Annotated in this window: 30 protein-coding genes and 1 tRNA gene; 7 read left to right on the forward strand and 24 right to left on the reverse strand. The window is 68.9% G+C overall.

The annotated features are described in order from the left end of the window. Window positions 1–14: 14 nt before the first annotated feature. Window positions 15–87 (reverse strand) — tRNA-Asn (locus GPZ80_RS20795). 171 nt (window positions 88–258) lie between these two features. On the opposite strand from GPZ80_RS20795, the gene GPZ80_RS20800 reads away from it, so the two are divergent. Then, window positions 259–429, forward strand: coding sequence for a hypothetical protein (locus tag GPZ80_RS20800; protein WP_376771707.1), 171 nt, complete (start codon window positions 259–261; stop codon window positions 427–429). On the opposite strand, the gene GPZ80_RS20805 is transcribed toward GPZ80_RS20800, so the two are convergent. The 4 genes from GPZ80_RS20805 to dnaG are packed head-to-tail and all read right to left on the reverse strand — an operon-like array spanning window position 426 to window position 4365. Next, window positions 426–1127, reverse strand: coding sequence for an MOSC domain-containing protein (locus GPZ80_RS20805; RefSeq protein ID WP_187222550.1), 702 nt, complete (start codon window positions 1125–1127; stop codon window positions 426–428). The genes GPZ80_RS20800 and GPZ80_RS20805 overlap by 4 nt on opposite strands. Beyond that, window positions 1124–1888 (reverse strand): trans-aconitate 2-methyltransferase, encoded by a 765-nt coding sequence (locus GPZ80_RS20810; protein ID WP_187222552.1) that lies wholly within the window; start codon window positions 1886–1888, stop codon window positions 1124–1126. Before GPZ80_RS20810 ends, GPZ80_RS20805 begins: the two co-directional genes overlap by 4 nt. A gap of 36 nt (window positions 1889–1924) precedes the next feature. Continuing rightward, on the reverse strand, window positions 1925–2467 hold the full coding sequence (locus GPZ80_RS20815) for a hypothetical protein (RefSeq protein WP_187222554.1): 543 nt from the start codon (window positions 2465–2467) through the stop codon (window positions 1925–1927). Then, complete coding sequence (gene dnaG / locus GPZ80_RS20820) at window positions 2464–4365, reverse strand: DNA primase (protein ID WP_187222556.1); 1902 nt, start codon at window positions 4363–4365, stop codon at window positions 2464–2466. Before dnaG ends, GPZ80_RS20815 begins: the two co-directional genes overlap by 4 nt. Window positions 4366–4425: 60 nt before the next feature. Here dnaG and GPZ80_RS20825 point away from each other — a divergent pair, with 60 nt between their 5' ends. Further along, window positions 4426–5352: a sigma-70 family RNA polymerase sigma factor gene (locus GPZ80_RS20825; RefSeq protein ID WP_187222558.1), complete on the forward strand. Its 927-nt coding sequence runs from the start codon at window positions 4426–4428 to the stop codon at window positions 5350–5352. Window positions 5353–5874: 522 nt separating this feature from the next. Here GPZ80_RS20825 and GPZ80_RS20830 read toward each other — a convergent pair. From GPZ80_RS20830 to GPZ80_RS20845, 4 genes are all read right to left on the reverse strand, one after another. Then, window positions 5875–6441: a carboxymuconolactone decarboxylase family protein gene (locus GPZ80_RS20830; RefSeq protein WP_187222560.1), complete on the reverse strand. Its 567-nt coding sequence runs from the start codon at window positions 6439–6441 to the stop codon at window positions 5875–5877. 80 nt (window positions 6442–6521) lie between these two features. Then, window positions 6522–7607 (reverse strand): serpin family protein, encoded by a 1086-nt coding sequence (locus GPZ80_RS20835; protein WP_187222562.1) that lies wholly within the window; start codon window positions 7605–7607, stop codon window positions 6522–6524. Window positions 7608–7662: 55 nt separating this feature from the next. Continuing rightward, a complete protein-coding gene (locus GPZ80_RS20840; protein WP_187222563.1) occupies window positions 7663–8928 on the reverse strand; it encodes a deoxyguanosinetriphosphate triphosphohydrolase in 1266 nt (421 codons plus the stop codon). A 20-nt stretch (window positions 8929–8948) separates the two neighbouring features. Next, window positions 8949–9533 (reverse strand): YdcF family protein, encoded by a 585-nt coding sequence (locus GPZ80_RS20845; protein WP_246477327.1) that lies wholly within the window; start codon window positions 9531–9533, stop codon window positions 8949–8951. Between the two features lie 230 nt (window positions 9534–9763). Here GPZ80_RS20845 and GPZ80_RS20850 point away from each other — a divergent pair, with 230 nt between their 5' ends. Then, window positions 9764–10708, forward strand: a complete 945-nt coding sequence (locus GPZ80_RS20850; protein WP_187222567.1) for a hypothetical protein — start codon at window positions 9764–9766, stop codon at window positions 10706–10708. 7 nt (window positions 10709–10715) lie between these two features. Here GPZ80_RS20850 and GPZ80_RS20855 read toward each other — a convergent pair whose 3' ends face one another. Both GPZ80_RS20855 and GPZ80_RS20860 read right to left on the reverse strand, forming a co-directional pair. Continuing rightward, window positions 10716–12125 carry a glycine--tRNA ligase gene (locus GPZ80_RS20855; RefSeq protein WP_187222570.1) on the reverse strand — a complete coding sequence of 470 codons (1410 nt, stop codon included), beginning with the start codon at window positions 12123–12125 and terminating at the stop codon, window positions 10716–10718. 205 nt (window positions 12126–12330) lie between these two features. Then, window positions 12331–12705 (reverse strand): antibiotic biosynthesis monooxygenase family protein, encoded by a 375-nt coding sequence (locus GPZ80_RS20860; protein WP_187222571.1) that lies wholly within the window; start codon window positions 12703–12705, stop codon window positions 12331–12333. A 1205-nt stretch (window positions 12706–13910) separates the two neighbouring features. Between GPZ80_RS20860 and GPZ80_RS20865 the strand changes: the two genes are divergently transcribed. From GPZ80_RS20865 to GPZ80_RS20875, 3 genes are all read left to right on the forward strand, one after another. Then, window positions 13911–14183: a DUF6703 family protein gene (locus tag GPZ80_RS20865; protein ID WP_246477310.1), complete on the forward strand. Its 273-nt coding sequence runs from the start codon at window positions 13911–13913 to the stop codon at window positions 14181–14183. 101 nt (window positions 14184–14284) lie between these two features. Next, window positions 14285–14686, forward strand: coding sequence for an ArsR/SmtB family transcription factor (locus GPZ80_RS20870; protein ID WP_222719626.1), 402 nt, complete (start codon window positions 14285–14287; stop codon window positions 14684–14686). Further along, complete coding sequence (locus GPZ80_RS20875) at window positions 14683–15096, forward strand: Fur family transcriptional regulator (protein WP_187222573.1); 414 nt, start codon at window positions 14683–14685, stop codon at window positions 15094–15096. The genes GPZ80_RS20870 and GPZ80_RS20875 overlap by 4 nt, the downstream gene beginning before the upstream one ends. Before the next feature lie 286 nt (window positions 15097–15382). Here GPZ80_RS20875 and GPZ80_RS20880 read toward each other — a convergent pair whose 3' ends face one another. The 6 genes from GPZ80_RS20880 to recO form a co-directional block, all read right to left on the reverse strand. Beyond that, a complete protein-coding gene (locus tag GPZ80_RS20880; protein WP_187222574.1) occupies window positions 15383–15820 on the reverse strand; it encodes a hypothetical protein in 438 nt (145 codons plus the stop codon). Window positions 15821–16106: 286 nt separating this feature from the next. Then, window positions 16107–16922 carry a TIGR03943 family putative permease subunit gene (locus tag GPZ80_RS20885; RefSeq protein WP_187222576.1) on the reverse strand — a complete coding sequence of 272 codons (816 nt, stop codon included), beginning with the start codon at window positions 16920–16922 and terminating at the stop codon, window positions 16107–16109. Then, entirely contained in the window at window positions 16919–18025 is a 1107-nt protein-coding gene (locus tag GPZ80_RS20890) for a permease (protein WP_187222577.1), read from the reverse strand. The genes GPZ80_RS20885 and GPZ80_RS20890 overlap by 4 nt, the downstream gene beginning before the upstream one ends. Window positions 18026–18082: 57 nt before the next feature. Beyond that, entirely contained in the window at window positions 18083–18529 is a 447-nt protein-coding gene (locus GPZ80_RS20895; RefSeq protein WP_091372190.1) for a hypothetical protein, read from the reverse strand. Further along, the gene (locus GPZ80_RS20900) at window positions 18526–19371 is read right to left on the reverse strand and encodes an isoprenyl transferase (protein ID WP_376771704.1); all 846 of its coding nucleotides are present in this window, start codon (window positions 19369–19371) and stop codon (window positions 18526–18528) included. Before GPZ80_RS20900 ends, GPZ80_RS20895 begins: the two co-directional genes overlap by 4 nt. Window positions 19372–19470: 99 nt before the next feature. Further along, window positions 19471–20238 carry a DNA repair protein RecO gene (gene recO, locus GPZ80_RS20905; RefSeq protein ID WP_187222579.1) on the reverse strand — a complete coding sequence of 256 codons (768 nt, stop codon included), beginning with the start codon at window positions 20236–20238 and terminating at the stop codon, window positions 19471–19473. Window positions 20239–20381: 143 nt separating this feature from the next. Between recO and GPZ80_RS20910 the strand changes: the two genes are divergently transcribed. Next, a complete protein-coding gene (locus GPZ80_RS20910) occupies window positions 20382–21587 on the forward strand; it encodes an RNA-guided endonuclease InsQ/TnpB family protein (protein WP_187222581.1) in 1206 nt (401 codons plus the stop codon). Between the two features lie 29 nt (window positions 21588–21616). Here GPZ80_RS20910 and GPZ80_RS20915 read toward each other — a convergent pair whose 3' ends face one another. From GPZ80_RS20915 to ybeY, 7 genes are read right to left on the reverse strand one after another with little or no spacing between them, the layout of a single operon-like run. Then, on the reverse strand, window positions 21617–21982 hold the full coding sequence (locus GPZ80_RS20915; RefSeq protein ID WP_312880476.1) for a DUF2752 domain-containing protein: 366 nt from the start codon (window positions 21980–21982) through the stop codon (window positions 21617–21619). Between the two features lie 3 nt (window positions 21983–21985). Beyond that, a complete protein-coding gene (locus GPZ80_RS20920) occupies window positions 21986–22513 on the reverse strand; it encodes an RDD family protein (RefSeq protein WP_187222582.1) in 528 nt (175 codons plus the stop codon). A 1-nt stretch (window position 22514) separates the two neighbouring features. Further along, window positions 22515–23423: a GTPase Era gene (gene era / locus GPZ80_RS20925; protein ID WP_187222584.1), complete on the reverse strand. Its 909-nt coding sequence runs from the start codon at window positions 23421–23423 to the stop codon at window positions 22515–22517. 4 nt (window positions 23424–23427) lie between these two features. Continuing rightward, a complete protein-coding gene (locus GPZ80_RS20930) occupies window positions 23428–23772 on the reverse strand; it encodes a (2Fe-2S) ferredoxin domain-containing protein (protein WP_312880477.1) in 345 nt (114 codons plus the stop codon). Continuing rightward, window positions 23769–24095, reverse strand: coding sequence for a cytidine deaminase-like protein (locus tag GPZ80_RS20935; protein WP_187222586.1), 327 nt, complete (start codon window positions 24093–24095; stop codon window positions 23769–23771). The genes GPZ80_RS20930 and GPZ80_RS20935 overlap by 4 nt, the downstream gene beginning before the upstream one ends. Then, window positions 24088–25398, reverse strand: coding sequence for a hemolysin family protein (locus GPZ80_RS20940; protein ID WP_187222589.1), 1311 nt, complete (start codon window positions 25396–25398; stop codon window positions 24088–24090). The genes GPZ80_RS20935 and GPZ80_RS20940 overlap by 8 nt, the downstream gene beginning before the upstream one ends. 5 nt (window positions 25399–25403) lie before the next feature. Continuing rightward, complete coding sequence (ybeY, locus tag GPZ80_RS20945; protein WP_187222591.1) at window positions 25404–25955, reverse strand: rRNA maturation RNase YbeY; 552 nt, start codon at window positions 25953–25955, stop codon at window positions 25404–25406. Between the last annotated feature and the right edge of the window lie 7 nt (window positions 25956–25962).

Genomic DNA, 25962 nt, shown 5'->3' on the forward strand with positions numbered 1-25962 from the left:
ACCTGGGGCGGAAGCTCCTCCAGTTGGACTCGAACCAACAACCCTGCGATTAACAGTCGCATGCTCTGCCAATTGAGCTATGGAGGATTGCTCCGTTGAACCGTGGCTCAACGTTGGAGCAACTCTATCGCACCCCGGCAACGACCTTTCGCAAGGGGGTACCCATATGCGGCCTCGGCAGGCGCCGCCCAGGTAGGGAAGGATGGGCCGGGCAAAGTCCGCGCATCCGGGAGGCGAAGCATCGTGATGGGGTTCCTGTTGGGGGCCGGCGTTGGATACGTGCTCGGCTCCAAGGCCGGCCGTGCCCGCTACGACCAGATCATGCGCACCTACCGGCGGATCGCCGACCACCCCGCGGTGCAGGGCGCGGCCGGGATCGCGCGGGCGAAGATCGGGGAGAAGGTCGGCGAGAAGGTCCGCCGCCGCTAGCGGAAGCGCAGCGGGTCGCCGGTTCCGACGACGCCTGGACGGATGACCTTCGCGTAGGCGCCGAGCATCAGGTCGTGGTCGGTCAGCGCGGCGAGGAGGTCGGGCCGGTTCGGCTCTCGGTCGAGCGCGTGGCCGATCACGGCGCAGCGGACGGCCAGGCCGGTGATCTCGACTTCGGCGGTGCCGATCTCCAGCCTGCGGCCGACCCAGTCGTCTTCGACCCGGTCGTCGCCTGCGCAGTCGACGAGAATGTTGGGCCGGAACCGCCGCCAGTCGACCTCGGCTTCGCCGACCTGGTCGGCCATCCAGCGCAGCGAGGCGCCGGTCAGCAGGTGCACGGGCGAGTCGTCGAGGTGGGAGATCTCGGCTTCCTCGACCAGCGTCACCGGCGTGCCGACGATCTCCGAGACGGCCTCGTGCACCTTCGGGTCGACCGTGGCGTACTCGCGACCGTCGGGCAGTTCCACGACCGTGTGGATGCCCCACAGCACCCGCGACGACATCTCCAGCAAGCGCGGCAGGTAGAGGAACCGGCGGGTGCTCTTGCCCGAGCCGAACTTTCCGTTCTCGGCGCGCAGCGCCCACCGCCGGTCGCCGACGACACCGCGCTCGTCGAGTTCGATCACCTCGATCGACTCCCCGCGAAGGCCCTTGACCGGGTATCGGGCGACCAACTCGACCTTCAACGCGCCAGTCACGGGGTCCTCGCCACGAAGAAGATCCTACGGAACGGGAACCAGGTCGTGCCGTCCGAGCGAGATGGATAGGCCTCGAACATGCGCGGGGCGATGGCGGAGCGGAAGTCCGCCCACTCACCGTCAGACAGCACCCCTCGGATGGGTCGCAGCGCGGTCCCCGTGACCCACTCCAGCGCGGGATTCCTTCCCTTGAGGCGCTGTTGGTACGTCGTCTCCCAGGCGTCGACCTCGCACCCCGCGTCCGCCATGACGTCGGCGTACCCCGCCGGGTCGAGCACGGTGCCGTCCTCGCGCAGGACGATCGACTCCAGACGTTCCCGCCAGTGCGGCTCGCGGGCCAGGTCGCGGATGATCCGGTGCGACGGCGCGGCGAAATTGCCCGGCACCTGGACGGCGATCCACGCGCCGGACGGAAGGCGCCGCACCCACTCGCGCAGCAACTCGACATGGCCGGGGACCCACTGCAGGGCGGCGTTGCTGATCACCACATCGGTGTCGTCGTCGGGCTGCCAGCTCTCGATCGCGCGCACGCGCGCGGTCACCCCGCGGGCCCGCGCGGCCTCGACCATCTCCGGCGAGGAGTCGAAGCCGGTCAGCGCGGCTCGCGGCCAGCGCGACGCGAGGGTCTCGGTGAGGTGTCCGGGGCCGCACCCGAGGTCGACCACCGCCCTGGGCGACTCAGCGCCGACGCGGGCGACCAGGTCGAAGAACGGGCGTGCGCGGTCGTCGCCGAAAGCCAGGTACTTCTCGGGGTCCCACATGCAGCCTCCCGCTAACAGTACGATCGTACTGTTAGCCTAGCTGTCGAGGTCGTGGTCCGCGAGGTCTTTCGCTTCGGCGATCTTGGCCGACACCTCGGCGGCCACCACGCGCACCGCGTCGAGATCGGTGCCGGGATCGGGCCGCACCTGCAGCACGACGCCATCCTGACCAGACACTTTGCGTTGCACGAACCACGCTCCCCCACCCGGGAGCTCGCGGTGGTGCCGCGACCGGATCGACCCGGTCACCCGCTTGTGCACCGCTTGCGGCAGCTTGCCGGGGGCCTCGACAACAATCTTGAGCGGCGGAAGATCGGCCAACAGGACGGCGTCGCCGACGGTCTCCGACTCCTCGGCCTCGATGATCACGAAGACGCCGCTCGCCCAGGTCGCCTTGGCGATGTGGTGCCAGCCGATGCGCCGGGCGCCTTCGCCGTCGGGCACCCACAGACCGTGGGACGTGGCGACCAGGTAGCCTCCACCGCGCACCGGCGCGGCGGCCGCGACCGCCTCTTCGGCGTCCAGTTTGCCCCGGAAACCCTTGGGAACACCGCCAAGCAGGCGGTCGAGGAAACTCATGCCATCCCTCCGGCGGCCTGCTTGCCCAACGCCTTGTACCACTCTTCCATCGCGACCAAGTCGCCCCAGAGCGCGCGTGCTTCGTCCGGCTGCTCGATCGGCGAGACCCGCTGCAGCCGCGACTTGATGTCGGCGATCTGGCGGGCGACAAGCTCCCGCTGCAGGGCGGCGAGGATGGCCGAGGCGTAGCGCTCGGCGGCGGCGTTCTTGTTCGGCAGCGGCATCGGCTCGACGGCCAACTCGCTGACGAGCGCCTTCACCGACTGCGCGGTGCAGTTCTTGGTCACCGCTTCCAGCAACTCGATACCGGCGAGCCCGGACGCGGTGCCGCCCGCGTCGAGGTAGGCGCGGTGCAGCGCGGCGTACGCGGGGCCGGTGAAGACCTCCATGGGCAGCGAGTCGTACATCGGCCCGGCGAGCGCGGGCTCCTGCAGCGCCAGCTTCAGCACCTCGCGTTGGGCGTTGAGCCTCGGGTCGCGCGGATCGGGCTTGGGGGGTCCCTCGACGTCGACGGCCAAGGCGCCCTGGTTCGGGTCCACGGGCCTGCCGCGGCGCACCGGCGCGGGTCCGCCCGCGTTCTCGCGGACCCTGCGCACGACGGTGGCGACGTCCTCGTAGCCGACCCAGCCCGCGAGTTGGCGCGCGTACTCGTCACGCAGGGAGTGGTCCTTGATCCGGGCCACCATCGGCACCGTCCGGCGCAGCGCCTCGACCCGGCCCTCGGCGGTGTCCAGGTCGTGTGATGCCAGCTCGGCGCGGATCGCGAAGGCGAACAGCGGCTGCCTGCGGGCGACGAGGTCGCGCACGGCCACCTCGCCCTTGGCCTGGCGCAGCTCGCACGGGTCCATGCCGTCGGGAGCGACGGCGATGAAGGTCTGCGCGGAGAACTGCTGGTCGTCGTCGAACGCCTTCAACGCGGCCTTCTGGCCCGCCTCGTCGCCGTCGAAGGTGAAGATCACCTCACCGCGGAAGGCGTCGTCGTCCATCAGGAGGCGGCGCAGGACGAGGATGTGCTCGGAGCCGAACGCCGTGCCGCAGGACGCGACGGCGGTCAGCACGCCTGCCGCGTGCATGGCCATGACGTCGGTGTAGCCCTCCACGACGACGACCTGATGCCGCTTGGCGATCTCCCGCTTGGCCATGTCGAGCCCGAAGAGCACCTGGGACTTCTTGTAGATCGGGCTCTCGCTGGTGTTGAGGTACTTCGCCTGGATCTGGTCGTCGTCGAAGAGCCTGCGCGCGCCGAAGCCGACGACGTCGCCGCCGATGTCCTTGATCGGCCAGAGGAGCCTGCGGTGGAACCGGTCGATCGGCCCCTGCCTGCCCTCCTTGGCCAGCCCGGCCTTGATCAGCTCCTGCACCTCGAAGCCGCGGCCCAGGAGGTGTTTGGTCAGCTTGTCCCAGCCCGCGGGCGCGTACCCGCAACCGAAGGTGGCCGCGGCGGCCTGGTCGAACCCGCGCTCGGCGAGGAACTCACGGGCGACGATCGCGTCCGGGCCGCGCAGTTGCTCGGCGTAGAACTCGGCGGCGGCGCGGTGCGCGTCGACGAGCCGTGAGCGGGTGCTGCGGTCGCGCTGGACGCTGGTCCCGCCGCCCTCGTAGGTGAGCTGCAGCCCGACCCGCTCGGCCAGCCGCTCGACGGACTCGACGAACGAGAGGTGGTCGATCTTCATCACGAAGGCGATCACGTCGCCGCCCGCGCCGCAGCCGAAGCAGTGGAACGTCCCATGCGTCGGCCGCACATTGAACGACGGCGTCTTCTCGTCGTGGAACGGGCACAGCCCCTTGAGCGCGCCACCACCCGCGTTGCGGAGAGCCACGTATTCGCCGACGATCTCGTCGATCCGGCTGCGCTCGCGTACCTGCGCTATGTCACTTTCCCGGATTCGCCCAGCCACAACAGATGAGTCTATGCGCGGCGCCCTGACCGACGAGCGGCCGGTCATTAGGATGGAGCCGTGACCGTAGGCGACGTCGCGCTGGCCGAGCGCTTCACCGAGCACCGCTCCCACCTGCTGGGCGTCGCGTACCGCCTGACCAGCACCCTGACCGACGCCGAGGACGCCGTCCAGGAAGCGTGGCTGCGACTGTCCGGTTTGGACGGACGAGCGCGCGAGGACATCCGCGACCTGCGGGGCTGGCTCACCACTGTCGTCGGCCGCATATGCCTCGACCGCCTGCGCTCGGCGACGGCGCGCCGGGAGCGCTACGTCGGGCCCTGGCTGCCCGAGCCGGTGGTCACCCCCTTCGGCACCCCCACCAGCGAGGACCCGCTCGACGCCGTGGTCCGCGACGACGGCGTCCGCATGGCGGCGCTGGTCGTGCTCGACAAGTTGACGCCGGAACAGCGCGTGGCTTTCGTCCTGCACGACGCCTTCGGTGTGCCGTTCGGCGAAATCGCGGCCACCCTGGGCTGCACGGAGGCCACCGCGCGCCAACACGCCTCCCGCGGCCGCCGAGCCGCCGCCGATGCCGACCCACCGCCGCGCGCCGCCCTGGCCGAGCAGGGCGCACTCATCCAGGACTTCCTCACCGCCCTCGCCTCCGGCGACCTGGGGCGGGTGGTCGGCCTGCTGCACCCGCAGGCCGTCCTCATCGGCGACAGCGACGGCAAGGCCCGCACCGCCCGCCAGCACGTCGTGGGGCCGGACAAGATCAGCCGCTTCCTCCTGGGCCTCATCCAGATGTACGGCCTGGAAAGCATGGGAGCAGGCCAAGTCGTCCTGGTCAACGGCGACATCGGCATGGCCCTACCCGACGTCCCCAGCGACGGAACCCACCGAGAACTGACCCGACGGGTAACCACCTTCACCATCCGCGACGGCAAGATCGCCACGATCTACGACATCGCGAACCCGGACAAACTCACCCACTACATGAGCTGACCGAGCCAACCTCACCGCCCACAAGCCCACCGAGACCCGCGCCAGCCCGCCCACGCCCGACCCGGCTCAGCCAACGCCCCGGCCCGACTCGCTCGCCAAGCCCGAATAGCTCCGCCCCAGGTGACCCGGCCAGACTCGCCCGCCAACCTCACACAGTTCCGCCCCAGGTGACCGGCACAGCCCGGCCCAGCCCTGCCCGGCCCGGCCCAGTCCAGCCCAGCCCAGTCCAGCCCTGCCCAGTCCGGCTCCGCCCAGTCCGGCTCGGTCCGGCCCAGCCAAGCCCAGCCCGGCTCGGCCCGGCTTGGCTTGGCCCGGCCCCACCCTGCCCGGCCGCCAACCACGGACGGGCAGCCCAAGGAGACCGGCGGCATCCGGCACTTTCGGCTCCTGCACGACGCGAACTGCACGCCGATCGTGAGCGAGGTGCCGGTCACCTGCACGCAGGCTTCTCTCAACCGCCTGACCGCACGGCCACCCAGACCACATTGCTCGTCGCCCACGGCCGCGCCGGCGGCCTGCCGGTCAGTTGCCCGGCACCCGGCAGGCATCGCCGCTGGTGAAGCCCTGGTCGACGATGCCCAAGGCGCTGTTGACGCGGGCCCGCATGTTCTCCAGGCCGATCTGGTAGCTGAGTTCGATCACTCCTTTCTCCCCGAACACCTCCTTCAGCTCAGCGACCTGCTCGTCGGTCACGGTGCCCGGGCTGGAGGTCATCGCGTCCGCGTAGGCGATGGCGAGTCGCTCTTGCGCGCTGTAGGCGTCCGATTCGGCGTAGTTGTCGATCTCCTTCAGTCGTTCGATGTCCAGCCCCTCGTGCCGCTGCAGCATGGTGCCGAAGTCCACGCACCACGAGCAGCCCAACTGCTGCGCCACCCGGTACACCGCCAGCTCCCGGACGCTGGCGGGCAGCTCCTTCGACGCCTTCTCCACCGCCATCTCATGCCGGGCGCTGGCCATGAGCAGCTTGCGGTGGTGTGCCGACACCGCGAACGGCTCCGGCACGGCTCCGAAGCGGCGCTTGGCGAACCAGTACATGGTCCGCACCATCAGCGACGCGTCCTTCTTCGTGACACCAGCGATCCGCGACATGTCAACCTCCTCATGTCGGCCCCCGATCCGGGCCGTTCACGATGAGGACGACACACCTCGGGAAGGTGTGACAGCTCAGCTCAGGACGGGTTTGTGACCCGCGCCATGAAGTACACCGCGCCGGTGTCGACATGGCGGACGAGCAGCAGGAACGGCTTGTCCACAACCACCTCCACCGGTTCGGCGGGCATCGACATCAGCCGCATCATCACCGCCGTCGCCGCCGCGCCCTCGAATCCGTCCTCGTCGATCTTCAGCACCGACTCGTGCAGGATCGACTGCACGGCGAGCGGGTCGGGGCTGATTCCCGACAGGTCCGCCTTGTCGCCGAACACCGTGTTCACGCCGAGCCCTCGCAGTGCGATAGACAGCTCGGCCTGGGTGGTCAGTTTCAGCTTCGGCAAACTCAACGCGACCTGCGTCGACTCAGGCGCCGTGAGCAACGCGCCGAGGGATTCGGCTGTCAGCGTCGGTTCGGCGTCGACGAGGTCGCCGTCCGGAAGCAGGACCACCGCCTCCACGCCCCCGACCGCGGGCAGCGCGACAATCCGCCAGCCGTCAGTCGCGGCGTAACCGACCTGTTCGTTCAACACCATCGTGGGCACGTCCACCGAGCCCGTCGGAGTCTGGAACGGCTTCGGCTCGGTGGCGTGCTCCCGGAACTTCTTGCGCCACGCACATTTCAGATACAGCGCGTTGACCAAGGCCGACACCGTGTCGGTGTCGATCGAGCCCTCAGGCAGCAACTCAGGGATGAGGCCCCGAGTCGTCTCGGCGACGTCGGCGTTGATCTCGGCGCGTGCCTTTTCCGGTTCGTGCTCGAACGGCGCGTTGCGTACCGATCCGTCGGACCACCGGGACAGTTCGTCGACAAAGGCGTCCTCGACCGTGATCTTCGCGTCCGCCCAAAGCGTGTTCGCGATGGCGATCGCCGGTTCTTCCTCGCCCCGCCCCGCCTCGTCCAGGGTGGCCGCGCCGGCGATTGTGGCGGTCAGCTCGTCCAGCGGGCCGAGGAGGTCGACCAGTTCCTGGCGACTGCCCCCACGGGCGCCTAGAGCCAGCAAGCCGAGCGCGCTGGCCACCGAATAGGGCGACCAACAGACTTGTTCAGTGGGCTTGCCCGCCACAGCACGGTGCAGGGCGAGAGCGAAATCGAGATGCGACACGGCTTGACTCCCCGACTTGTGATGTCCGTCAGTCGAGTGTGCCACTTCACAGCGATCAGGCTCGGAAGTTGTCCACAAGCTCCGCGTGCCAGACGATCGCCTGGGCGTCAGTCAGCGACGCGACCTGGTCGACGACCACCCGAAGCCGCTCCCCGTCGTCCGCCGCCGCATGCCACGCGGGCAGGAACGCCGGCTCCAACACATCCGGTGCGCGCTCGGTCAACGTCTCCACCAGGCCGGCGATCAAAGCACGCTGCTCTCGTTGCATGGCCAGCCGAACGGGGTCGCTTAACACGAAGTGCACGGCCATCGCCTTGAGCAGCGCGACCTCCGAGGCAACCCGCTCGGGCACGACCAGGTCAGCTGTGTACCTGATCAGTGGTCCTGGGCCGTGCGCTTCGCGCGTGCCGGTGACCGCGGCGGCGGCGAACCTGCCCACCAACTCGCTGGTCAGCCGCTTCAGTGCGACCTGGGCGTCGAGCGACCCGTCGTACTCCCTTTCCGCGAGGTCGCCGACGACGGGAAGACCCAGCAGCACTGTGGCGGCCTCTTCCAGCGCCGAGATCGGCTCGCTGGAGAAGTGCTTGGCGGCCAGCTCGGCGATCACCGCGCGCTCTGTCGAATCCGCCAAGGCGCTGAGCGAGATACGGCCTGCCCGAACCCCGTCCTCGACATCGTGCACGGAGTACGCGACGTCGTCGGACCAGTCCATGACCTGCGCCTCGATGCACCGGCGGTCTCCCGGAGCGCCGTCACGCATCCACCCGAACACCGCGAGGTCGTCCTCGTAGACACCGAACTTGCGGATGCCCGCGCGGCGCGGCCACGGGTACTTCGTGGCGGCGTCGAGCGAAGCCCTGGTCAGGTTGAGGCCGTGGCCGAGGATCTTCGGTTCGAGGCGGGTCAGGATTCGCAGTGTCTGGGCGTTGCCCTCGAAGCCCCCGCAAGCCTGCGACGACTCATCCAACGCGCGTTCGCCGTTGTGACCGAAAGGAGGGTGGCCGATGTCGTGGGCGAGTCCGGCCGTGTCCACGATGTCCGGATCGCAGCCGAGTTCCTCGGCGATTCCCCGGCCGATCTGGGCGACCTCAAGCGAGTGGGTCAGCCTGGTGCGCGGGATGCCGTGCACCTCAGAGCCCTCATTGGGGCCGACGACCTGGGTTTTTCCCGCCAGCCGACGTAACGCCGCCGAGTGCAGGACTCGGGCGCGGTCGCGGCTGAACGGGGTGCGCACCGCAGGCCAGGAGCCGGGAAGGGCGGCCGACTTGGGCGGCTCGGCGAACAGCCGTTCGCTGTCATGATCTGAGTAGCCGGGGCTCACGGGCTGAGGGTACGTGCCGGTCAGCCGACTTCGCTGTCGAGCACGATCCCGTCGGCTGGAGCTTTGGTCGCGCGGTAGTAAAGCAGCGCGGCGGTCTCGCGGAGGATGTAGCGGGCCTGGGTCTCGCGGGTCTGCACGATCGGCCCGGAATGCGTCGGCGACGTCCAGGCGTCGATCCCCGCGTCATGCGCCATGGTCCGGGCGCGTAGGGAGTGCCACGGGTCGCTGACGATCACCGCGGAATCCCAGCCACGCTGCCTGACCTCGGTCGCGACAGCCCGCATGGTGCCGAGAGTGTCGTTGCCTTCGCCGACACCGATGACCTTGTCCTTGGGCACACCCCGGTCGACGAGCCAGTTTCGGCCCGCCTCCGCTTCGGTGAACCGGTCGCCGGTGCGCCTGCCGCCACCGGTGACGACGTACTCGGCGACACCTTCGTCATACAGCGCCTTCGCCTTGCGCAGGCGGGCTTCCAGGACCTTCGACGGCTTGCCCGCGTACTGGGCGGCGCCCAGAACGACGACGACGTCGGCGCGATCGCGATCGTCGACCCGACCGACCTGCCACACCCGAAACGCCGTGCCGCCGACCACCAGCACGCCCATCAGCAATGTTCCGATGAACAACCGGCGAAAGAAGCGCAGGACGGGACGGGGTTGGGGAGACACAGTCCGCATCCTTTCACCAAGGGCGAATCGGGGTGGCCCGGGGACTGTACGCGATGGTCATGACGAATCCCCGCGTCCGGAACTGAGTTATCCACAGACTCGCCGACTCATCCACAGCGGAATCGCCAACCCTGGTGAGACCGCCAAGATCACGGTTCGCTCGACACATGGAATCCAACCGAGCCGTGCTCGACCTCGACCATCTCCCCAGCCTCTTCCCACACCGTGTCGCCCGCGCGTCGGAACTCGTCGCGCTCGGGCTTTCGGGGCGAAGCATCCAGCACCGATGCAGGCAAGACGGGCCGTGGCAACGACTTCAGCCCGGGGTCGTGCTGCTCAGCGACGCGCCGCCGGTACGCACGCAGCGTCTGCAGGCGGCGCTGCGCATGGTGGGTCCGGAGGGTGTGGTGACCGGCCGCGAAGCGATGTGGCTGCATGGTCTGCCACTGCCGCCGATGGGGGCCATCCACCTGCTTGTCCCCGATCGCGGGCCACAGCGAACCGACGGCTCCGTAACCGTGGAGCGCACCCACCGCCCACCAGACCCTCTGTGGCGCAAGGGTTTCGCGACGGCCCCCCTCGCCCGGGCCACCGTTGATGCCTGTCGGCGGACGCCGTCATTCGGGGAAGTCCGCATTCTGGTGCTCGAAGCCGTGCACCGGGGAGGCGTGAGCCTCGATGCCGTGCACGACGAACTCGCTCGCGGCTCCACCCGCGGAACGACGCTGCTGCGGCAGGTCTTGGGCGAGATCGATCGGGGCATCCGGTTGGCGGGTGGCCGGATCGCGCGTGAACTGGTCGAGCGTGCCGGGCTGCCACCGCCCCAGTGGGGCGCGCGCCTGAGCACGGCCGACGATGTTCACCTCGGCTTGGTCGACGCCTGGTGGGACGACATCGCGATGGCCTGGGACGCCGACATCCACCGTCCATGGGCACCGCGCACGGAGCACATGGTGTCGACCAGGGCGGCGCGCCTCACCGCGCACGGTGTGGTTTCGGTCCACACCACCCCAAGTCGGATCCGCGACGACACCGAGGCCGTCGTGGCCGAGCTGCGCGGCGCCTACCGGCTGGCGTCGGCCCGACCGAGGCCAAAGGTGGTGGCTTCCTGAGCGAACCTCAGCAGCCGATGAGCTGCCCGGCCAGATACGACTCCAACTGGTCCATCGAAACCCGGTCCTGCGACATGGTGTCGCGCTCCCGAACGGTGACCGCGTGATCGTTGAGGGTGTCGAAGTCGACGGTGACGCAGAACGGGGTGCCGATCTCATCCTGTCTGCGGTACCGGCGGCCGATCGCCCCGGCGTCGTCGAAGTCGACGTTCCAGTGCTTGCGCAGGCTCGCCGCGACATCGCGGGCCTTCGGCGAGAGGTCCGCGTTTCGTGAAAGCGGGAGGACGGCGACCTTGACCGGTGCCAGCCTGCGGTCGAGCCGCAGGACGATCCGGGTGTCGACGCCGCCCTTGGCGTTGGGTGCCTCGTCCTCGGTGTAGGCGTCGAGGAGGAAGGCCATCATCGGGCGGCCGACGCCGGCGGCGGGCTCGATGACATAGGGCCGGTAGCGGGTTCCGGTGGCCTGGTCGAAGTACGACAAGTCGACCCCGGAGTGGTTGGAGTGCGTCGTCAAGTCGAAGTCGCCGCGGTTGGCGATGCCCTCCAACTCACCCCATTCCTGGCCGCCGAACTGGAAGCGGTACTCGATGTCCACAGTCCGCTTGGAGTAATGCGACAGCTTCTCCCGCGGGTGCTCATAGACCCGGAGGTTGTCCTTGGCGATACCGAGATCGGTGTACCAGCGCGTCCGCTCGTCGATCCAGTACTGGTGCCATTCATCGTCCGTGCCGGGCTCGACGAAGAACTCCATCTCCATCTGCTCGAACTCGCGGGTGCGGAAGATGAAGTTCCCGGGAGTGATCTCGTTGCGGAACGACTTGCCGATCTGACCGATGCCGAAAGGCGGCTTGCGACGGGAGGTGGTCTGCACGTTCAGGAAGTTGACGAAAATGCCCTGCGCCGTTTCGGGGCGCAGGTAGTGCATTCCCTCTTCGGTCTCCACCGGGCCGAGGTGGGTCTTGAGCATCATGTTGAACTCGCGCGGCTCCGTGTACTGCCCGCGGTTGCCGCAGTTCGGACACGGCACGTCGGACAGGTCGAAGACCGGGGCGGCCTCCCCCGCGTCGACAGCCATGTCCTTGCCGGTCCGCGCCGCGTACTCCTCGGCGAGTTGGTCCGCGCGGAAACGCTTGTGACAGGAGGTGCACTCGACCAGCGGGTCGTGGAAGGCGTTGACGTGCCCGGATGCGATCCATACCGAGCGCGGCAGGATCACCGACGAATCGAGACCCACGACGTCGTCGCGGCCCTGCACCATCGTCTTCCACCACGCGCGCTTGATGTTGTCCTTGAGTTCCACGCCGAGCGGACCGTAATCCCAAGCCGACCTGGTGCCGCCGTAGATCTCGCCACACGGGTAAACAAAGCCTCGGCGCTTGCAGAGACTGACCACGGTATCGATCCGATCGGCTGACACTGATCCTCCACGGGGAACTCAAAGTCGCAGGCGTGGAGAGTATCCCGGCGAATCGTTTCCTCGATCGGGGGAATGAGCGTGTTCAAAGGGGTGAACAGATAAGATCAAGAGTTACGGATATGGCGGATATTCACTCACCAGACTGAGCGATTAGCAAATGGTTCCAGAGCAAGGTGGCCTAATCACCGCACCGCTTAGGAACTCGTCACCGAGGTTCGGCGGGGCCGCCAGCTTCACCGAGGCGCACGGTCGCGGCGTCGGCGGCGAGCAGGCTGGTGTGTTCGCGGACGGCCGTCGGGTCGGCTTCAAGGACAACCTCGTACGCAGCGGTCTCGGCGGCATCCGCCCCGGCGAGGAACGGGATCACGTGTTCCCGGACCTCGAAAGGAGACATCGACTTGCGATAGGCGGAGACGGAGGCGAACTCGACCGTCAATACCCACGTTTCGGCGGACTCGGTGGACCGCACGAGCAGCCCACGAAGGCAGCCACGCTGGGCGAGCAGCAGTTCCAGCGCCCGGTGCGCACGAGCGGTGAACGGCTCGGATTCGGCGACGGTGAACCGGGCGATCAACAGCACGACAGGCGACCTTCCGAGCGGTGGTGCGAGGACGCCGCACGGTAACCCACCCGGCGGGACCGACCTCGGCCACCACCGACCACCTCAACGACCTCGGCGCCCCACGCAAAGGCGGCGGGGATTCGGTCTTGCAACCAGACCAGGCGATAGACGGCGGGGTGGCGGTGAAGGTGCTCGCCGAAGAGCAGAAGCCCCTCTGTTTCTGTCGCGGCAGCAGTGGCGGCGCCGGCAGGTGTGGTGCTGGTGATGGCGGCGGCAGCTGCTACGTCAGTGGCGGGCAGCACTTGCGGCGGCGTCAGCGCGTAAACCGTGGGCATCGGCGGCGGCAGCAGCAGTCGCGGTGGCGCAGCGAGCAGCGGCTCGCGGTGGCGGAGCGAGCGGCAGCAGTTGCGGTCGGTGGGGATGACGGTGACTGCGGTGGCGCAGCGAGCAGCGGCTCGCGGTGGCGGAGCGAGCGGCAGCAGTTGCGGTCGGTGGGGATGACGGTGACTGCGGTGGCGCAGCGAGCAGCGGCTCGCGGTGGCGGAGCGAGCGGCAGCAGTTGCGGTCGGTGGGGATGACGGTGACTGCGGTGGCGCAGCGAGCAGCGGCTCGCGGTGGCGGAGCGAGCGGCAGCAGTTGCGGTCGGTGGGGATGACGGTGACTGCGGTGGCGCAGCGAGCAGCGGCTCGCGGTGGCGGAGCGAGCGGCAGCAGTTGCGGTCGGTGGGGATGACGGTGACTGCGGTGGCGCAGCGAGCAGCGGCTCGCGGTGGCGGAGCGAGCGGCAGCAGTTGCGGTCGGTGGGGATGACGGTGACTGCGGTGGCGCAGCGAGCAGCGGCTCGCGGTGGCGGAGCGAGCGGCAGCAGTTGCGGTCGGTGGGGATGACGGTGACTGCGGTGGCGCAGCGAGCAGCGGCTCGCGGTGGCGGAGCGAGCGGCAGCAGTTGCGGTCGGTGGGGATGACGGTGACTGCGGTGGCGATAGCAGCGGGCACGATGGCGATGCGAGCTGCGTTGGTCGGGGGCCGCTCCTGTCGGTGGTTCTACTGCTTTGGCTGCGGTTGATGGCCGCGGTATCAGCAGGGTTGCCGGTCGGGTTGTGGTCGGCGAGCCATGAAGGGTGCAGAAGAGCGGTATCGCCGCCCGCCTTCTAAGCTCTTGGCCGCAGGTTGGAGTGCTGCTGGGGCATGTTCGGCTCGGAGCGAGATCACACGGGAGGCACCGTTGCGCCAGGGTCGGTCGACACGGGCACCACTCATCGCCGGGCAGGGGCCGCTGGCGAAGGTGCCGCCGTTGTTGGCGTTCCTCGTGGTCATCGGGCTGTTCACCGCGGGGGTGCTGGTCCGCGGGGTCCTCGGGGCGGCGTTGCTCGGGTTGCTGGCGGCGGGGGTCGCCGTGTTGCTGGCCGCCACTTGGCAGGCGCTTTCGCCGGGGCATCGGTTTGGGCGCGTACTCGTCCTTGTGGTGCTCGTCGCGGTGGCCTTCTCTGTGTTGTGAGCAATGCCCGCACGTCGCCATGACCAGGAAATAGGGTGACCGCCTAGGATGTTGAACACGGTAACCAAATCCGGCGGAGTCCACTGTCGGTGCAGCAGGAGATGAGGACGTCCATCGTGACCTCGGAAGCCGCGTCGCACGAGCTGCGGGTAGCCGCCGAGCAGCACGAGCATTCCCCTGACCGTCCCGCCGTTCCGCCCGCGCACCGGCGGCCCGCCACCACGCTGACCGCCGCGGGGGACCTCCTGCGCGCGCTGGCCGCGCCGGTGCGGATCGCCATCGTGTTGGAGTTGCGGGAGGCCGATCGCTGCGTGCACGAACTGGTGGACGCGCTGAACGTGGCCCAGCCGCTCATCAGCCAGCATCTGCGCGTACTGAAGTCCGCCGGCGTCGTCTACGGCGAACGCCATGGCCGTGAGGTCGTCTACCGACTGGTGGACGAGCATCTCTCACACATCGTCGTCGACGCCGTAGCGCACGTGGAGGAAGGCAACCCGCAGTGACCGCGACCGACCGCGCCTCAGCCACTGTTCCAGGCAAGCGTTCCACGAAGCAGCGCACCGCCGTGACCCAGTTGCTCGACCAACTCGACGACTTCCGCTCCGCGCAGGAACTCCATGAGGAGCTGCGCAAACGCGGCGAGGGCATCGGCCTGACCACCGTCTACCGCACCCTGCAGTCGCTCGCGGACGCCGGCGAGATCGACGTGCTGCGCACCGACACCGGCGAAGCCATATACCGCCGCTGCTCCAGCCACCACCACCATCACCTGGTGTGCCGCGAGTGCGGACACACCGTCGAGGTGGAGGGCCCAGCCGTGGAGCGGTGGGCCGACCGGGTGGCTGAGGAGAACGGTTTCTCCCAGGTCAGCCACACCGTCGAGATCTTCGGCACCTGCGCCAACTGCGTCTGACATCGCACAGCGAGACCCCGCGACCGACCCGACTACTCGGCCGGCCGCCCCCCTGTCACGACTTCCCCGCGGGACGGCCCAACCGGATTTGTTGAGCCAGATTCCGCGCGTAGGCCGACGGCGAGCGAGCCGAGAGCTGCGATCACCTCAGCTCGCTGTTCCGGCGGACAGTCGGTCAAAGCTTGTCTCGAAGCGTGCTTGACGATGGCTCCCCGCTGACACCGCACGACGAGCCATGCGGAAGTGCGGAGAACGAACCCGATTGATGACAGGACGAATATCCAGGTCATCCCGCACGCCCGGCTGAATCGTGTCGTCGGAGCGACCCCAGGAGGTGCCCCGTGTCGGTCACCGTCCAGAAGGTCCAACCATTTCGATTTGGATGCACATCCGGGTTCAGCAGACGCACGACAGCCGCGGCAGCTCCGCTGGGAGACTTGAACCGTTGGCCCGCGAGGTCGCCGTTGGTGATCAGCAGACGTTCCGTGACGGGCTCGAACAATCCATCAATCCAGACGCCCTCGTATGTGGCATGTACGCGGATCTCACCCGGATCAGCAGGTTCGCCTTCGGGGACGTGAGGCTGCTCGCGCATGAACGAATCGAGGAGCCTGTTGACCACAGTCGCGGCTGACCCGTTCCACGCCCGCTGGAGGAGCTTAATTCGCTCAAAATCCGCTTCAAAAATCTCTATATTACTCAACTTGGCCTCACGAGGGAGCATGTCATCCTATCCGCCGGGCCGTAATCACCTCGACGAACCCAAGCGTAGCGTCAGCGCGACGAAATGTCGAGAAGTTTTGAATCTCAGCCGAGAATAGGTGTCGGCTCCGGTCCGAGTGTCCGCGGACCGAAGTGCGCGACCCCGGCGGGTGTCCGCCGGGGGTACGGATGGGACCGATGCGGCCCGTCACGTTCTAAGCCTCTCGGCGGCCCGCTTCTCTATAGCTCAGCCGAAGTAGCCGGAGCCCGGCACACCAGTGGTGTGCCGGGCTCCGAATTGAGTTGTGTCAGGCCTCGTACGGGTTTTCGGGTTGTGGGATCTGGACCATGGACGCCACCGTCAGGGACGGCACGTAGTCCGTCTCCTTGGTCGCGGTGCCCGGCTGGAACTGGCCCGTCACCTCCAGCCACGTGTCGTTCGCCAGTCCAGCGGTGCCGGGGCCGTCGAGTTTGACCTTCACCGGGAAGGCGTCGGCGGCGCAGCAGGCGATGGACAGGCGGGCCAGGTAGGTGGCGCCGTCCTGGGTCACCACGAAGCCGGTGAGGCGCACGGTCCGGTTGTCGAGTGACTTGCCCGAGTCCCAGGCCGCGCGGGCGGCGAAGTCGCTCATCGCCAGGGAGACGACGTCGCCCTGGGGGATGGGTGGGAACGTGGTGGAGCCGTCGGTGCCCGACGAGCGGGTGGCGGCGGCGCGGTTGTCCCCGCGCATGACGGAGTCGGCGCCCAGGGCGGGCGGGGCCACCAGGAAGATCGCCAGCACCGGCAGCAGCAACAGCCAGGCACTCTTCGCCGAGTGGTGGTGTTCGCAGTCGTCGTCGCCGTGGTCATCGTGGTCGTCGTGGGCGGCGGGCTTCGCGGTGGGAGCGGCGCCGTCGCTGTCGGCGCCGAAGTTGAGTTGCACCGCCGCGGGCGCAGGCTCGCGGGCCGACACCAGGTCGCGCCCGATGGAAACCGCCGCCAAGGCGACCATGATCACGCCGCCCGCGATCAGCCAGTACTGGTGGGCGGGCTTGACGTAGAGCAGGTAGGTGCCGGTGAACGAGATCTTCAGCAGCGCGCCGCCGACCAGGACCAGCAGGATGTTCTGCGTTTCGCGCCTCATCCGACACCCCCAAGGAAGATCACGCCTGAGATGACCGCGCAGGCCACGGCCACGATGAACGTGGCGGGTGCGAAGCGCATCGCGAAGGACTTGCCGAAGGTGCCCGCCTGCAGGGCGAACAGCTTCACGTCGATGGCCGGGCCGACCACCAGGAAGACCAGCTTGGGCAGCAGCGGCATGCCCGCGATGGAGGCGGCGACAAAGGCGTCGGCCTCACTGCACAGGGCCAGCAGCACCGCGAGGACGGCCATCACGATGACACCGAGGATGATCTGCTCGCCGAGTGTGTTGATCCATTCGCGCGGGATGGCGACGTTCAGGACCGCGGCGGTGAAACCACCGATGACCAGGAAGCCGCCTGCGTCCACTAGGTCGGCGCGGGAGGTCTCGAAGAACATCCGCCAGCGGGAGCGGCCGTCCTGCTCGGGCAGCCTGCGCAGAGCGCGCTCGATGATCCACTCGGCCTTGCCGAAGCGGGCCCACAGCCAGCCCATGATGATCGCCGTGGCGAGCGAACCCGCCAGGCGGGCCGCGACCATGCCCGGACTGTTCGGGAACGCGACGCTGGTGGCGACCAGGACGATCGGGTTGACCGCGGGCGCGGCCAGCAGGAACGCCAGCGCGACCGAGGTCGGGACGCCCTGCTGCATCAGCCTGCGGGCCACCGGCACGGCCGCGCACTCACACGTCGGCAGCGCCACGCCCGCCATACCCGCCACCGGGACGGCGAAGGCCTGCTTCTTCGGCAGCATCTTCTCGAGCACCCGCGCGGGCACGAAGGCCGCGATGGCGCCGCTGATCATCACACCGAGGACCAGGAACGGCAGCGCCTGCACGCAGACGGCGACGAAGATCGTCGAGCCGGTCTGGATGGCCGGGACGTCGAGCCAGGAGGCCAGCCACTGCTGCCCTATTAGCGCGACGACCAACAGGCCGCACAGCACCTCCAGGGAGGTGATGCGGCGCTTGGGCTCCTCGGGCGAAGCCTTCGGCTCGGCTCGCTCAGCCACGGCGACGCTGGACTCGGATTGCGCGGTGGCGCCTTCCTGAGCAGGCGAAACGTCCTCGACAGGGTCGGCTTTGTCAGCCGGTTCTTTGCTCATCAGCGCTGGCTCCGGCGATGCAGGGTGGTCACGCGGCGAATGATGCCATTATGCGCATCAAGTTGGGGAGTCCCCTGTAGCACTTTGTTCACTGGCTGTTCCCAGCAACTCGGTCCTCAACTGTGAAGCAGTGGAAACGACCAGCATGAGCAGGGTGCCGAGGGCGCTGACACCCAGGCCGTCGGCCGGGAACGCGTAACGCAGGGTCACATCCATCCCCCGGTCCGTGTGGACCACGCCGAGTGTCCCGAACAGCCCCTGCCCCGCCCGTTCGGCCGCGGAGATGGCCAGCGCGGGCTCGTCGGGCAGGTCCCAGGCGACCACGCAGGTCAGGCTCAGGACCGTGAGGCCCTCGGCGAGTTGCATCGCCTGCACGGCCGAGGGCACGTCGCCGTGCCGGAAGGTCAGCGCGCCGTCGTCGTCGACGTTGACGTCGTGGTAGCTCTCCAGGGCCTCACGGGCCTTGGTGAGCAGGTCAGCGGTGGTGACGGCCTCGCTGGTCATGCGCCTCCTCCTGGGTTGAGCTGGGCGGCCACCTCGGCCGAGTCGGCCGCGGCGCCGAACCGGCGGTCGCGGCGGGCGTAGGTCTCGATCGCCTGCCAGAGGTGGAGGCGGTCGAAGTCGGGCCACAGGACGTCCTGGAACACCATCTCCGCGTACGCCGACTGCCACAGCAGGAAGTTCGACGTCCGTTCCTCCCCCGACGGCCGGATGAACAGGTCGACGTCGGGCATCTCCGGCTGGTATAGGTACTTGCCGATCGTGCGTTCGTCGACCTTCTCGGGGTTGAGCTTCCCGGCGGCGGCCAGCCGAGCGATCTCGCGGGCCGCGTCACCGAGTTCGGCGCGGCCGCCGTAGTTGATGCACATGGCGAGGTTGAGCACGTCGTTGTCCTTGGTGCGCTCCTGCGCGGACTCCAGCGTGTTGATGACGCTGCGCCACAGCCGCGGCCTGCGCCCCGCCCACCGGACCCGGACACCCATCTCGTCCAGTTCGTCGGTGCGGCGGCCGATGACGTCGCGGGAGAAGCCCATGAGGAAGCGGACCTCTTCGGGACTGCGCCGCCAGTTCTCCGTGGAGAAGGCGTAGAGGGAGAGCCACTTGACTCCCATCTCGATGCAGCCGCGCGCCGCCTCCACGACCTGCGCCTCGCCGCGCTTGTGCCCCTCGACGCGGGTGAGGCCGCGCTGGTTGGCCCAGCGGCCGTTGCCGTCCATGACGATCGCGACGTGCTTGGGGACGAACTCAGCCGGGATGGCGGGTGGGCGGGCGCCGGAGGGGTGCGGATCCGGGGGCGCCACCGGGCGTCCCGATTCGCGCCTGCTGACCTGCCGCCGTCGCAGCACCGCAACTCCTTCACTCGCCGGTTTGACCGCAATGACAGTACTGACCGACGGCGCATGGCCTCGGTCGCAGGGTGGAGAACCGGCGGAACTTCCGTACCGCTACGGCGATTCGCGAACCGGCGTGCGTTCCTCGACGCGGCGGCGTTCGACCAGGGGAAGCGACCGGAGCTGCCGTTCGAGGTGCCACTGCAGCAAAGCCGCGACCAGGCCGCTGGCCTCGCGTCGCGACGACTCCGTGGACCGTTCGGCGATGTCCCAGACGCCTGTGGCCAACGCGTCCATGAGAGACAGCACCTCGAACGGCGGACTCGCCGACCCGGGGGGCTTGCACTTCGGGCACACCGACCCGCCCGCGTGCACGCTGAACGCCCGGTGCGGACCGGGGTCGCCGCAGCGGGCGCACTCTGTGATCGCCGGAGACCAGCCGGCGAAAGCCATGGCACGCAACAGGAATGCGTCCAGGACGAGCGAGGCGTCGCGTTGGCCGTCGGCCAGCGCGCGCAGCGCCCCGGCGACCAGCAGGTAGAGCCGGAAGACGGGTTCGCCTTCCTCCGCCGACATCCGGTCGGCGGTCTCCAGGACGACACACGCCGCGGTGTAGCGCTGGTAATCGTCGACGATGCCCGCGCCGAACGCGTCGAGGGTCTGGACCTGGGTGATCACGTCGAGGGTCCGTCCCGTGTAGAACTGGACGTCGACGTGCGCGAACGGCTCGACCCGGGCGCCGAGCCGCGAGGTCGTGCGACGCACGCCCTTGGCCACGGCGCGGACCTTGCCGTGCTTCTGCGTGATGAGCGTGATGATCCGGTCGGCTTCACCGAGTTTCTGCACGCGCAGCACCACGCCGGTGTCGCGATACAGGCTCACCGGGATCTCCCGAGGATTCCACGGCGTTCACGCCGGTAATGAATCGGGAGCGGGACGGCCGCCAAGGCCCGTGCGCGTCGTGGCCTTTCCGGCTTCAACAGAGTCTCCTGGTTCTGTCGGTGATGATCGCTAGCTTGATCGGCATGTCCCGGTACCGTCTTCAGCCGACCCCCGCGCAGGAGCGGCTGTTGGTGGACCATTGCGGGCATGCCCGGTTCGTGTGGAACCTCGCGGTGGAGCAGCACGCCCACTGGCGGCCGGGCAGGAAGGCCGCGCCGGGGTACAACGAGCAATGCCGCCAATTGACCCAGGCGCGGGCGGCGAACCCGTGGCTGGCGGCCGGTTCGGTGATCGTGCAGCAGCAGGCATTGAAGGACTTCGCCCAGGCGAGGGCCAACTTCTTCCGTCGGACCCACCGACGGCCCACGTGGCGAAAACGCGGACAGAGCGAGGGCTTCCGGATCGTCGCGATCAGCCCCGACGATGTGCGCCGAGTGTCTCGCAACGTGGGCGAAGTGAAGGTGCCCAAAATCGGGTGGGTGCGCTTCCGATGGTCCCGTGCGGTTACCAACGGTGTGAAGTCCTACCGCATCACCCGTGACCGGGCCGGCCGCTGGCATGTGGCGTTCGCGGTCGTGCCCGAGCCCATCGCCGGACCGGGCACGGGTGCGGCTGTGGGTGTGGATCGCGGTGTCGCGGTCTCGGCGGCGCTGTCCACCGGGGAACTGCTGTCGGTGCCCACGTTGCTGGGAACCGAAAAGGCCCGGTTGCTGCGGTTGCAACGCAAGCTCGCCCGGGCACAACGCGGTTCCACCCGGCGTGGCAAAGTCAAGATCGCGATCGCGAGGCTCAAGGCCCGCGAAAGCGACCGGCGGATGAACTGGGTGGAGAAGACAAGCACCCTCCTGGCCCGCGACTTCGACGTAATCGCGGTCGAAGACCTCAAGATCGCCAACATGACCCGGTCGGCGAAGGGCACGCGGGAGGCGCCGGGTCGGGGTGTGCGGCAGAAGGCGGGCCTGAACCGGGGCAACCTGGCCAACGGGTGGGGGCAGTTGGTGACCCGGTTGGAACAGAAGGCTCCTGGCCGGGTAGTGAAGGTCGACCCGCGGTTCACCAGTCAGCGTTGCTCGGTGTGCGGGATCGTGGATCGGGAGGCGCGCGAGAGCCAAGCCGCCTTCCGCTGCCGGGCCTGCGGATTCGCCTGCAACGCCGACGTGAACGCGGCACGCAATATTCGATTCGCGGCAGGGCATGCCGTGGCTGCTCGGGGAGGCCCGCCGCTGGGCGGGCCTGCGAACCGTGAACCTCAACACGACGACCACCTCTCGTACGGTAGTCGCTGTTGAAATCCCCCTGCTTGAGCCGGGGGAGGATGTCAAACGTACCACCGACTGAACGGTTCGAACGGCAGGTTCCGCGCCACGAACCAGGCCGCGAGCACGCTCATCAGCACCGGGAGGCCCCAGCGCGGCCAGGTCACCGGCCTTCCCCGGGCCCACTGGACCGCCGCCCAGGCGAACAGCGGCAACACCAGCAGCGTCACCGCGTTGTAGTGGACGGCGTCGAGAACCCTGCCGTGGAGCAGGCTGTAAGCCATCCGCAGACCACCGCAGCCGGGGCAGCACAGACCGAGCCACTTCGACGGGCAGACCAACCCACCAGGCGTGGTCGGGTCGGTGGCGAGCACGTACGCGCACCCCGCGGCCACCCCCGCGCCGAGTGCCGCCCACCGGACGAACACGGGTCAGATCCGTGGGTGCAGCATGACCACGGTGCCCGCCGCCCGGTCTGCCAGGCCGCGCCTGCGCCCCTCGTCGAACAGCGGACTCAGCACCGCCAGCAGCCCAGCGACGAGCGCGGCCGCGCCCGCGATGGCGTCGGGGAGGACGAACGCCACCAGCCCGTAGGCCACGGTCGCGCCGGCGCCCGGCAGCGTCCAGTGACACAACGCCCGCACTCCCGCCGCCACCGCACCGGGATCGCCGCCGGTCTCGGCGTCGACGACGCTGAGCCGCAGCAGCGCCTTGCCCGGGGTCGATCCGCGCGCCGCCACCAGCGCGGTGTCGTAGACGATCCCGACAGCGGCGATCAGGAGCACGGCGAGCAGTCCGTTCCCCGGCCAGATCAGCGCCGCCGCGATGGCCGCGGGAGCCGCGACGGCGACGGTGTCGATCAGCCGGGCGGCAAACCGCCCGGCGACCGTCGCCAGCGTGACCTCGCCCAGCTCGCCGATCTCGACCCGTTCGAGGTCCGCGCGGTGTGCTGCGGCCAACTCAGAACCCCAGGCGGCGAAGCTGCTTCGGGTCGCGCTGCCAGTCCTTGGCGACCTTGACGTGGAGGTCGAGGTACACCCGCATGCCGAGCAGGGCCTCGATGTGCTTGCGCGCGGTCGAGCCGACCGCCTTGAGCCGCTCACCCCGGTGGCCCAGGATGATGCCCTTCTGGCTGGGCCGTTCCACGTAGAGCAGCGCGTGGATGTCGAGCATGTCGTCGCGGCCTTCGCGCGGAATCATCTCGTCGACCGTCACCGCGATGGAGTGCGGCAGCTCGTCGCGCACGCCCTCAAGCGCCGCTTCGCGAATCAGTTCGGCGACAAGGGTCGCCTCCGGCTCGTCGGTCAGCTCGCCGCCCGGGTAGAGCTGCGGGCCCTCCGGCAGCCGCGCGACCAGGAGGTCGGTGAGCGTCTGCACCTGGAAGCCGTCGACCGCCGAGACGGGGATCAGCTCGGCGAACTCCATCACGTCCTGCAGCGCGATCAGCTGCTCGACGACCTGGTCCGGGGACACGAGGTCGGTCTTGGTGATCACGCCGATGATGGGGGTCCGCTTGGCGACCTTGGCCAGCTCCGCCGCGATGAACTTGTCGCCCGGTCCGACCTTCTGGTCGGCGGGCACACAGAACCCCACGACGTCCACTTCGGACCACGTCTCGCGGACGATGTCGTTGAGCCGCTGGCCGAGCAGCGTGCGCGGCCGGTGCAGGCCCGGGGTGTCGACGAGGACGAGCTGGGCGTCGTCACGGTGGACGATGCCGCGGATGGCGTGCCGGGTCGTCTGCGGCTTGCTGGAGGTGATCGCGACCTTGCTGCCGACGAGGGCGTTGGTGAGCGTGGACTTGCCCGCGTTGGGTCTGCCGACGAAACAGGCGAAACCGGATCGATGCCCTTCGGTGCTGCTGGTCACCGAGTTATTGTGCCTTCCGCTGCCCGGGCGGTGTGATTCGGTGCAGCTCAAGGGTGTCCGACAGCGGCGCCACCCCAGGTCCGCCCGCCTTCAGCCACTCCTCGATGTCGTCGACGGCCTCGTCGCTGAGCACGAAGCCCAGCCACACCGGTTTGCCGCCCTTCGCCTGCACGACGACCACATTGGACGTCTCGCAGGTGTCGAGGCACTCGGCGACCCGGACCGTGGCGCCGACCTCGGCGGCGACGACGCGCAGCCGGGCCAACTGGTAGCCGTGGTCGACCGTGGGGTGCTTCTTGACCGTCCCGCAGCAGCAGTCGCGGCAGACCGTGATGCGCAGCTTGCTCACTGCGCGACGGCGCCGGACGGGTCCGCGCGGAAGACGGGAGCCTCGGCGTTGAGGTCGCGCACGGCGGCGAGCGAATCGGGGTCGATGTCACCCGATTCGGTGACGACGGCGGCGGCTTCGAGGCCCTCGGCGCCACTGGACACGGCGGCGGCCACGGCGGCCTGCAACGCGGTCAGCTTGAGTGACGGCAGGGCGACGGTCGCGGCGGCGTAGGTCCGGCCGTCGGTGTCGCGGACGGCGGCGCCCTCGGCGGCGCCGGTCCGGGCCCTGCTCGACCGTGCCAGGGTCACGATCTTGGCGTCCTCAGGGTCCAGCTCAGCCACGCTCGGGGCTCCTCTCCTCTTCCGCTTCGGCGTCGGACTCCGCGCGCCGCACGACCACCGAGGTGATCCGCATTCGGCCACGCGCGTCCTTACCGCCCTCGGCCCGGAACCGTAGCCCGGCGATCTCCGCCTCGGCACCGGGCAGTGGCACACGTCCCAGTCGCTGGGCGAGCAACCCGCCGACGGTCTCCACGTCCTGACCGTCGAGTTCGAGTCCGAACAGGTCGCCGAGATCCTCGACGGCGAGCCTTGAGCTGACCCGGAAGGCGCCGTCGTCGAGGTGCTCTACCGGCGGGCGGTCGTCGGTGTCGGACTCGTCGGTGATCTCGCCGACGATCTCCTCCAGGATGTCCTCGATAGTCAGCAGCCCAGCGGTGCCGCCGTATTCGTCGACCGCGATCGCCAGGTGGTTCTTGGATTTCTGCATTTCGCGAAGCAGGTCGTCGACGGGCTTGGTGTCGGGCACGAACGCGGCCACGCTCATCACGTCGGCGGTCTTCTGCAGTTCGGCCGCGGACTCCATCGACGCGCGGACGAGGTCTTTGAGGTTGACCACGCCGACGATGTCGTCGACGGTCTCGCCGATCACCGGCAGCCGGGTGTAGCCGGTGCGCAGGGACAGCGCGAGGGCCTGCCGGACGGACTTGGTCTGCTCGATCCACACCATCTCGGTGCGGGGCACCATGACCTCGCGGGCGATCGTGCCGCGTAGCTCGAACACCGAGTGGATCATCTCGCGCTCGTCGGCGTCGACGACGCCGCGCTCCTCGGCCAGGTCGACCAGCTCGCGCAGTTCGACCTCGGAGGAGAACGGGCCCTCGCGGAAACCCTTACCGGGGGTGATCGCGTTACCGATAAGGATCAACAGCCGGGATAACGGCCCGAGGACAGTCCCTAGAGCCCTTACCGGCCCCGCGGCGACCAGACCCACTCCGTACGGGTGCTGACGGCCGATGGTGCGCGGTCCGACACCGACAAGGACGTAGGACGCGACGATCATCCCGACCGCGGCGACGAACCCGGCGAGCCAGCCCGGGCTGATCGACCGGAGGCAGATCACGGCCACCAGTACGGTCGCCGCCAGTTCACAGCTCAGCCGGAGCAGGAGCAACAGGTTGATGTGCCGCGGCCGGTCGTTGACCACGGCGAGGAGCTGCCTCGCACCCCGCCTGCCCATCCGGAGAAGGCCCTCGACCCGGGCTTTGGAGGCGGCCGACAGCGCCGCGTCCGCGGCGGCGAAACAACCCGCTGCCAAGATCAGCAGGACGGCGATGACCAGGAGACCGGCCGAGTCGGCTGACACGCTGTTCAGTGTTCCCCGGTCTTGTCCGACTCGCTGAGTCCGACCGCGCCGAGCAGCTTGTCGTCCTCGACCCGCTGCGCCGCGCGGCGCTTGGCCTCGGCGGCGGCCGTGCGGAAGTCAGCGAGGATGCGCTTCTGCAGCGTGAACATCTCACGCTCCTCCGCGGGCTCCGCATGGTCGTAGCCCAGCAGGTGGAGCACGCCGTGCACGGTCAGCAGGTGTAGCTCGTCGATCAGGCTGTGGCCTGCCTTGCGCGCCTGCTCCTTGGCGAAGGCCGGGCACAGCACGATGTCCCCGAGCAGCGCCGGACCCGCCTCGGGCGCGTCGGGCCGCCGGGCGTTCTCCAACTCGTCCATTGGGAACGCCATGACGTCGGTCGGGCCGGGCAGATCCATCCAGCGCTCGTGCAGGTCGGACATCACGTCCAGCTCCACGAGCAGCACGGACAGCTCCGCCAGCTTGCTGACGTTCATCCGGTCCAGGGCGAAGCGGGCCGCCGCGACGATGGACGCCTCGTCGACCGCCACCCCTGACTCATTGGCGATCTCGATACTCACGGGCTCA

Source organism: Actinokineospora xionganensis (assembly GCF_014323725.1).
Classification (GTDB): domain Bacteria; phylum Actinomycetota; class Actinomycetes; order Mycobacteriales; family Pseudonocardiaceae; genus Actinokineospora; species Actinokineospora xionganensis.

Coding starts and splice junctions, on each gene's coding strand:
- GPZ80_RS20810 (WP_187222552.1), bottom strand. CDS start 1,888: ATGTGGGACCCCGAGAAGTACCTGGCTTTCGGCGACGACCGCGCACGC.
- GPZ80_RS20815 (WP_187222554.1), bottom strand. CDS start 2,467: ATGAGTTTCCTCGACCGCCTGCTTGGCGGTGTTCCCAAGGGTTTCCGG.
- GPZ80_RS20830 (WP_187222560.1), bottom strand. CDS start 6,441: ATGTCGCGGATCGCTGGTGTCACGAAGAAGGACGCGTCGCTGATGGTG.
- GPZ80_RS20845 (WP_246477327.1), bottom strand. CDS start 9,533: ATGGGCGTGCTGGTGGTCGGCGGCACGGCGTTTCGGGTGTGGCAGGTC.
- GPZ80_RS20850 (WP_187222567.1), top strand. CDS start 9,764: ATGGAATCCAACCGAGCCGTGCTCGACCTCGACCATCTCCCCAGCCTC.
- GPZ80_RS20870 (WP_222719626.1), top strand. CDS start 14,285: ATGAGGACGTCCATCGTGACCTCGGAAGCCGCGTCGCACGAGCTGCGG.
- GPZ80_RS20880 (WP_187222574.1), bottom strand. CDS start 15,820: ATGCTCCCTCGTGAGGCCAAGTTGAGTAATATAGAGATTTTTGAAGCG.
- GPZ80_RS20885 (WP_187222576.1), bottom strand. CDS start 16,922: ATGAGGCGCGAAACGCAGAACATCCTGCTGGTCCTGGTCGGCGGCGCG.
- GPZ80_RS20890 (WP_187222577.1), bottom strand. CDS start 18,025: ATGAGCAAAGAACCGGCTGACAAAGCCGACCCTGTCGAGGACGTTTCG.
- GPZ80_RS20895 (WP_091372190.1), bottom strand. CDS start 18,529: ATGACCAGCGAGGCCGTCACCACCGCTGACCTGCTCACCAAGGCCCGT.
- GPZ80_RS20910 (WP_187222581.1), top strand. CDS start 20,382: ATGTCCCGGTACCGTCTTCAGCCGACCCCCGCGCAGGAGCGGCTGTTG.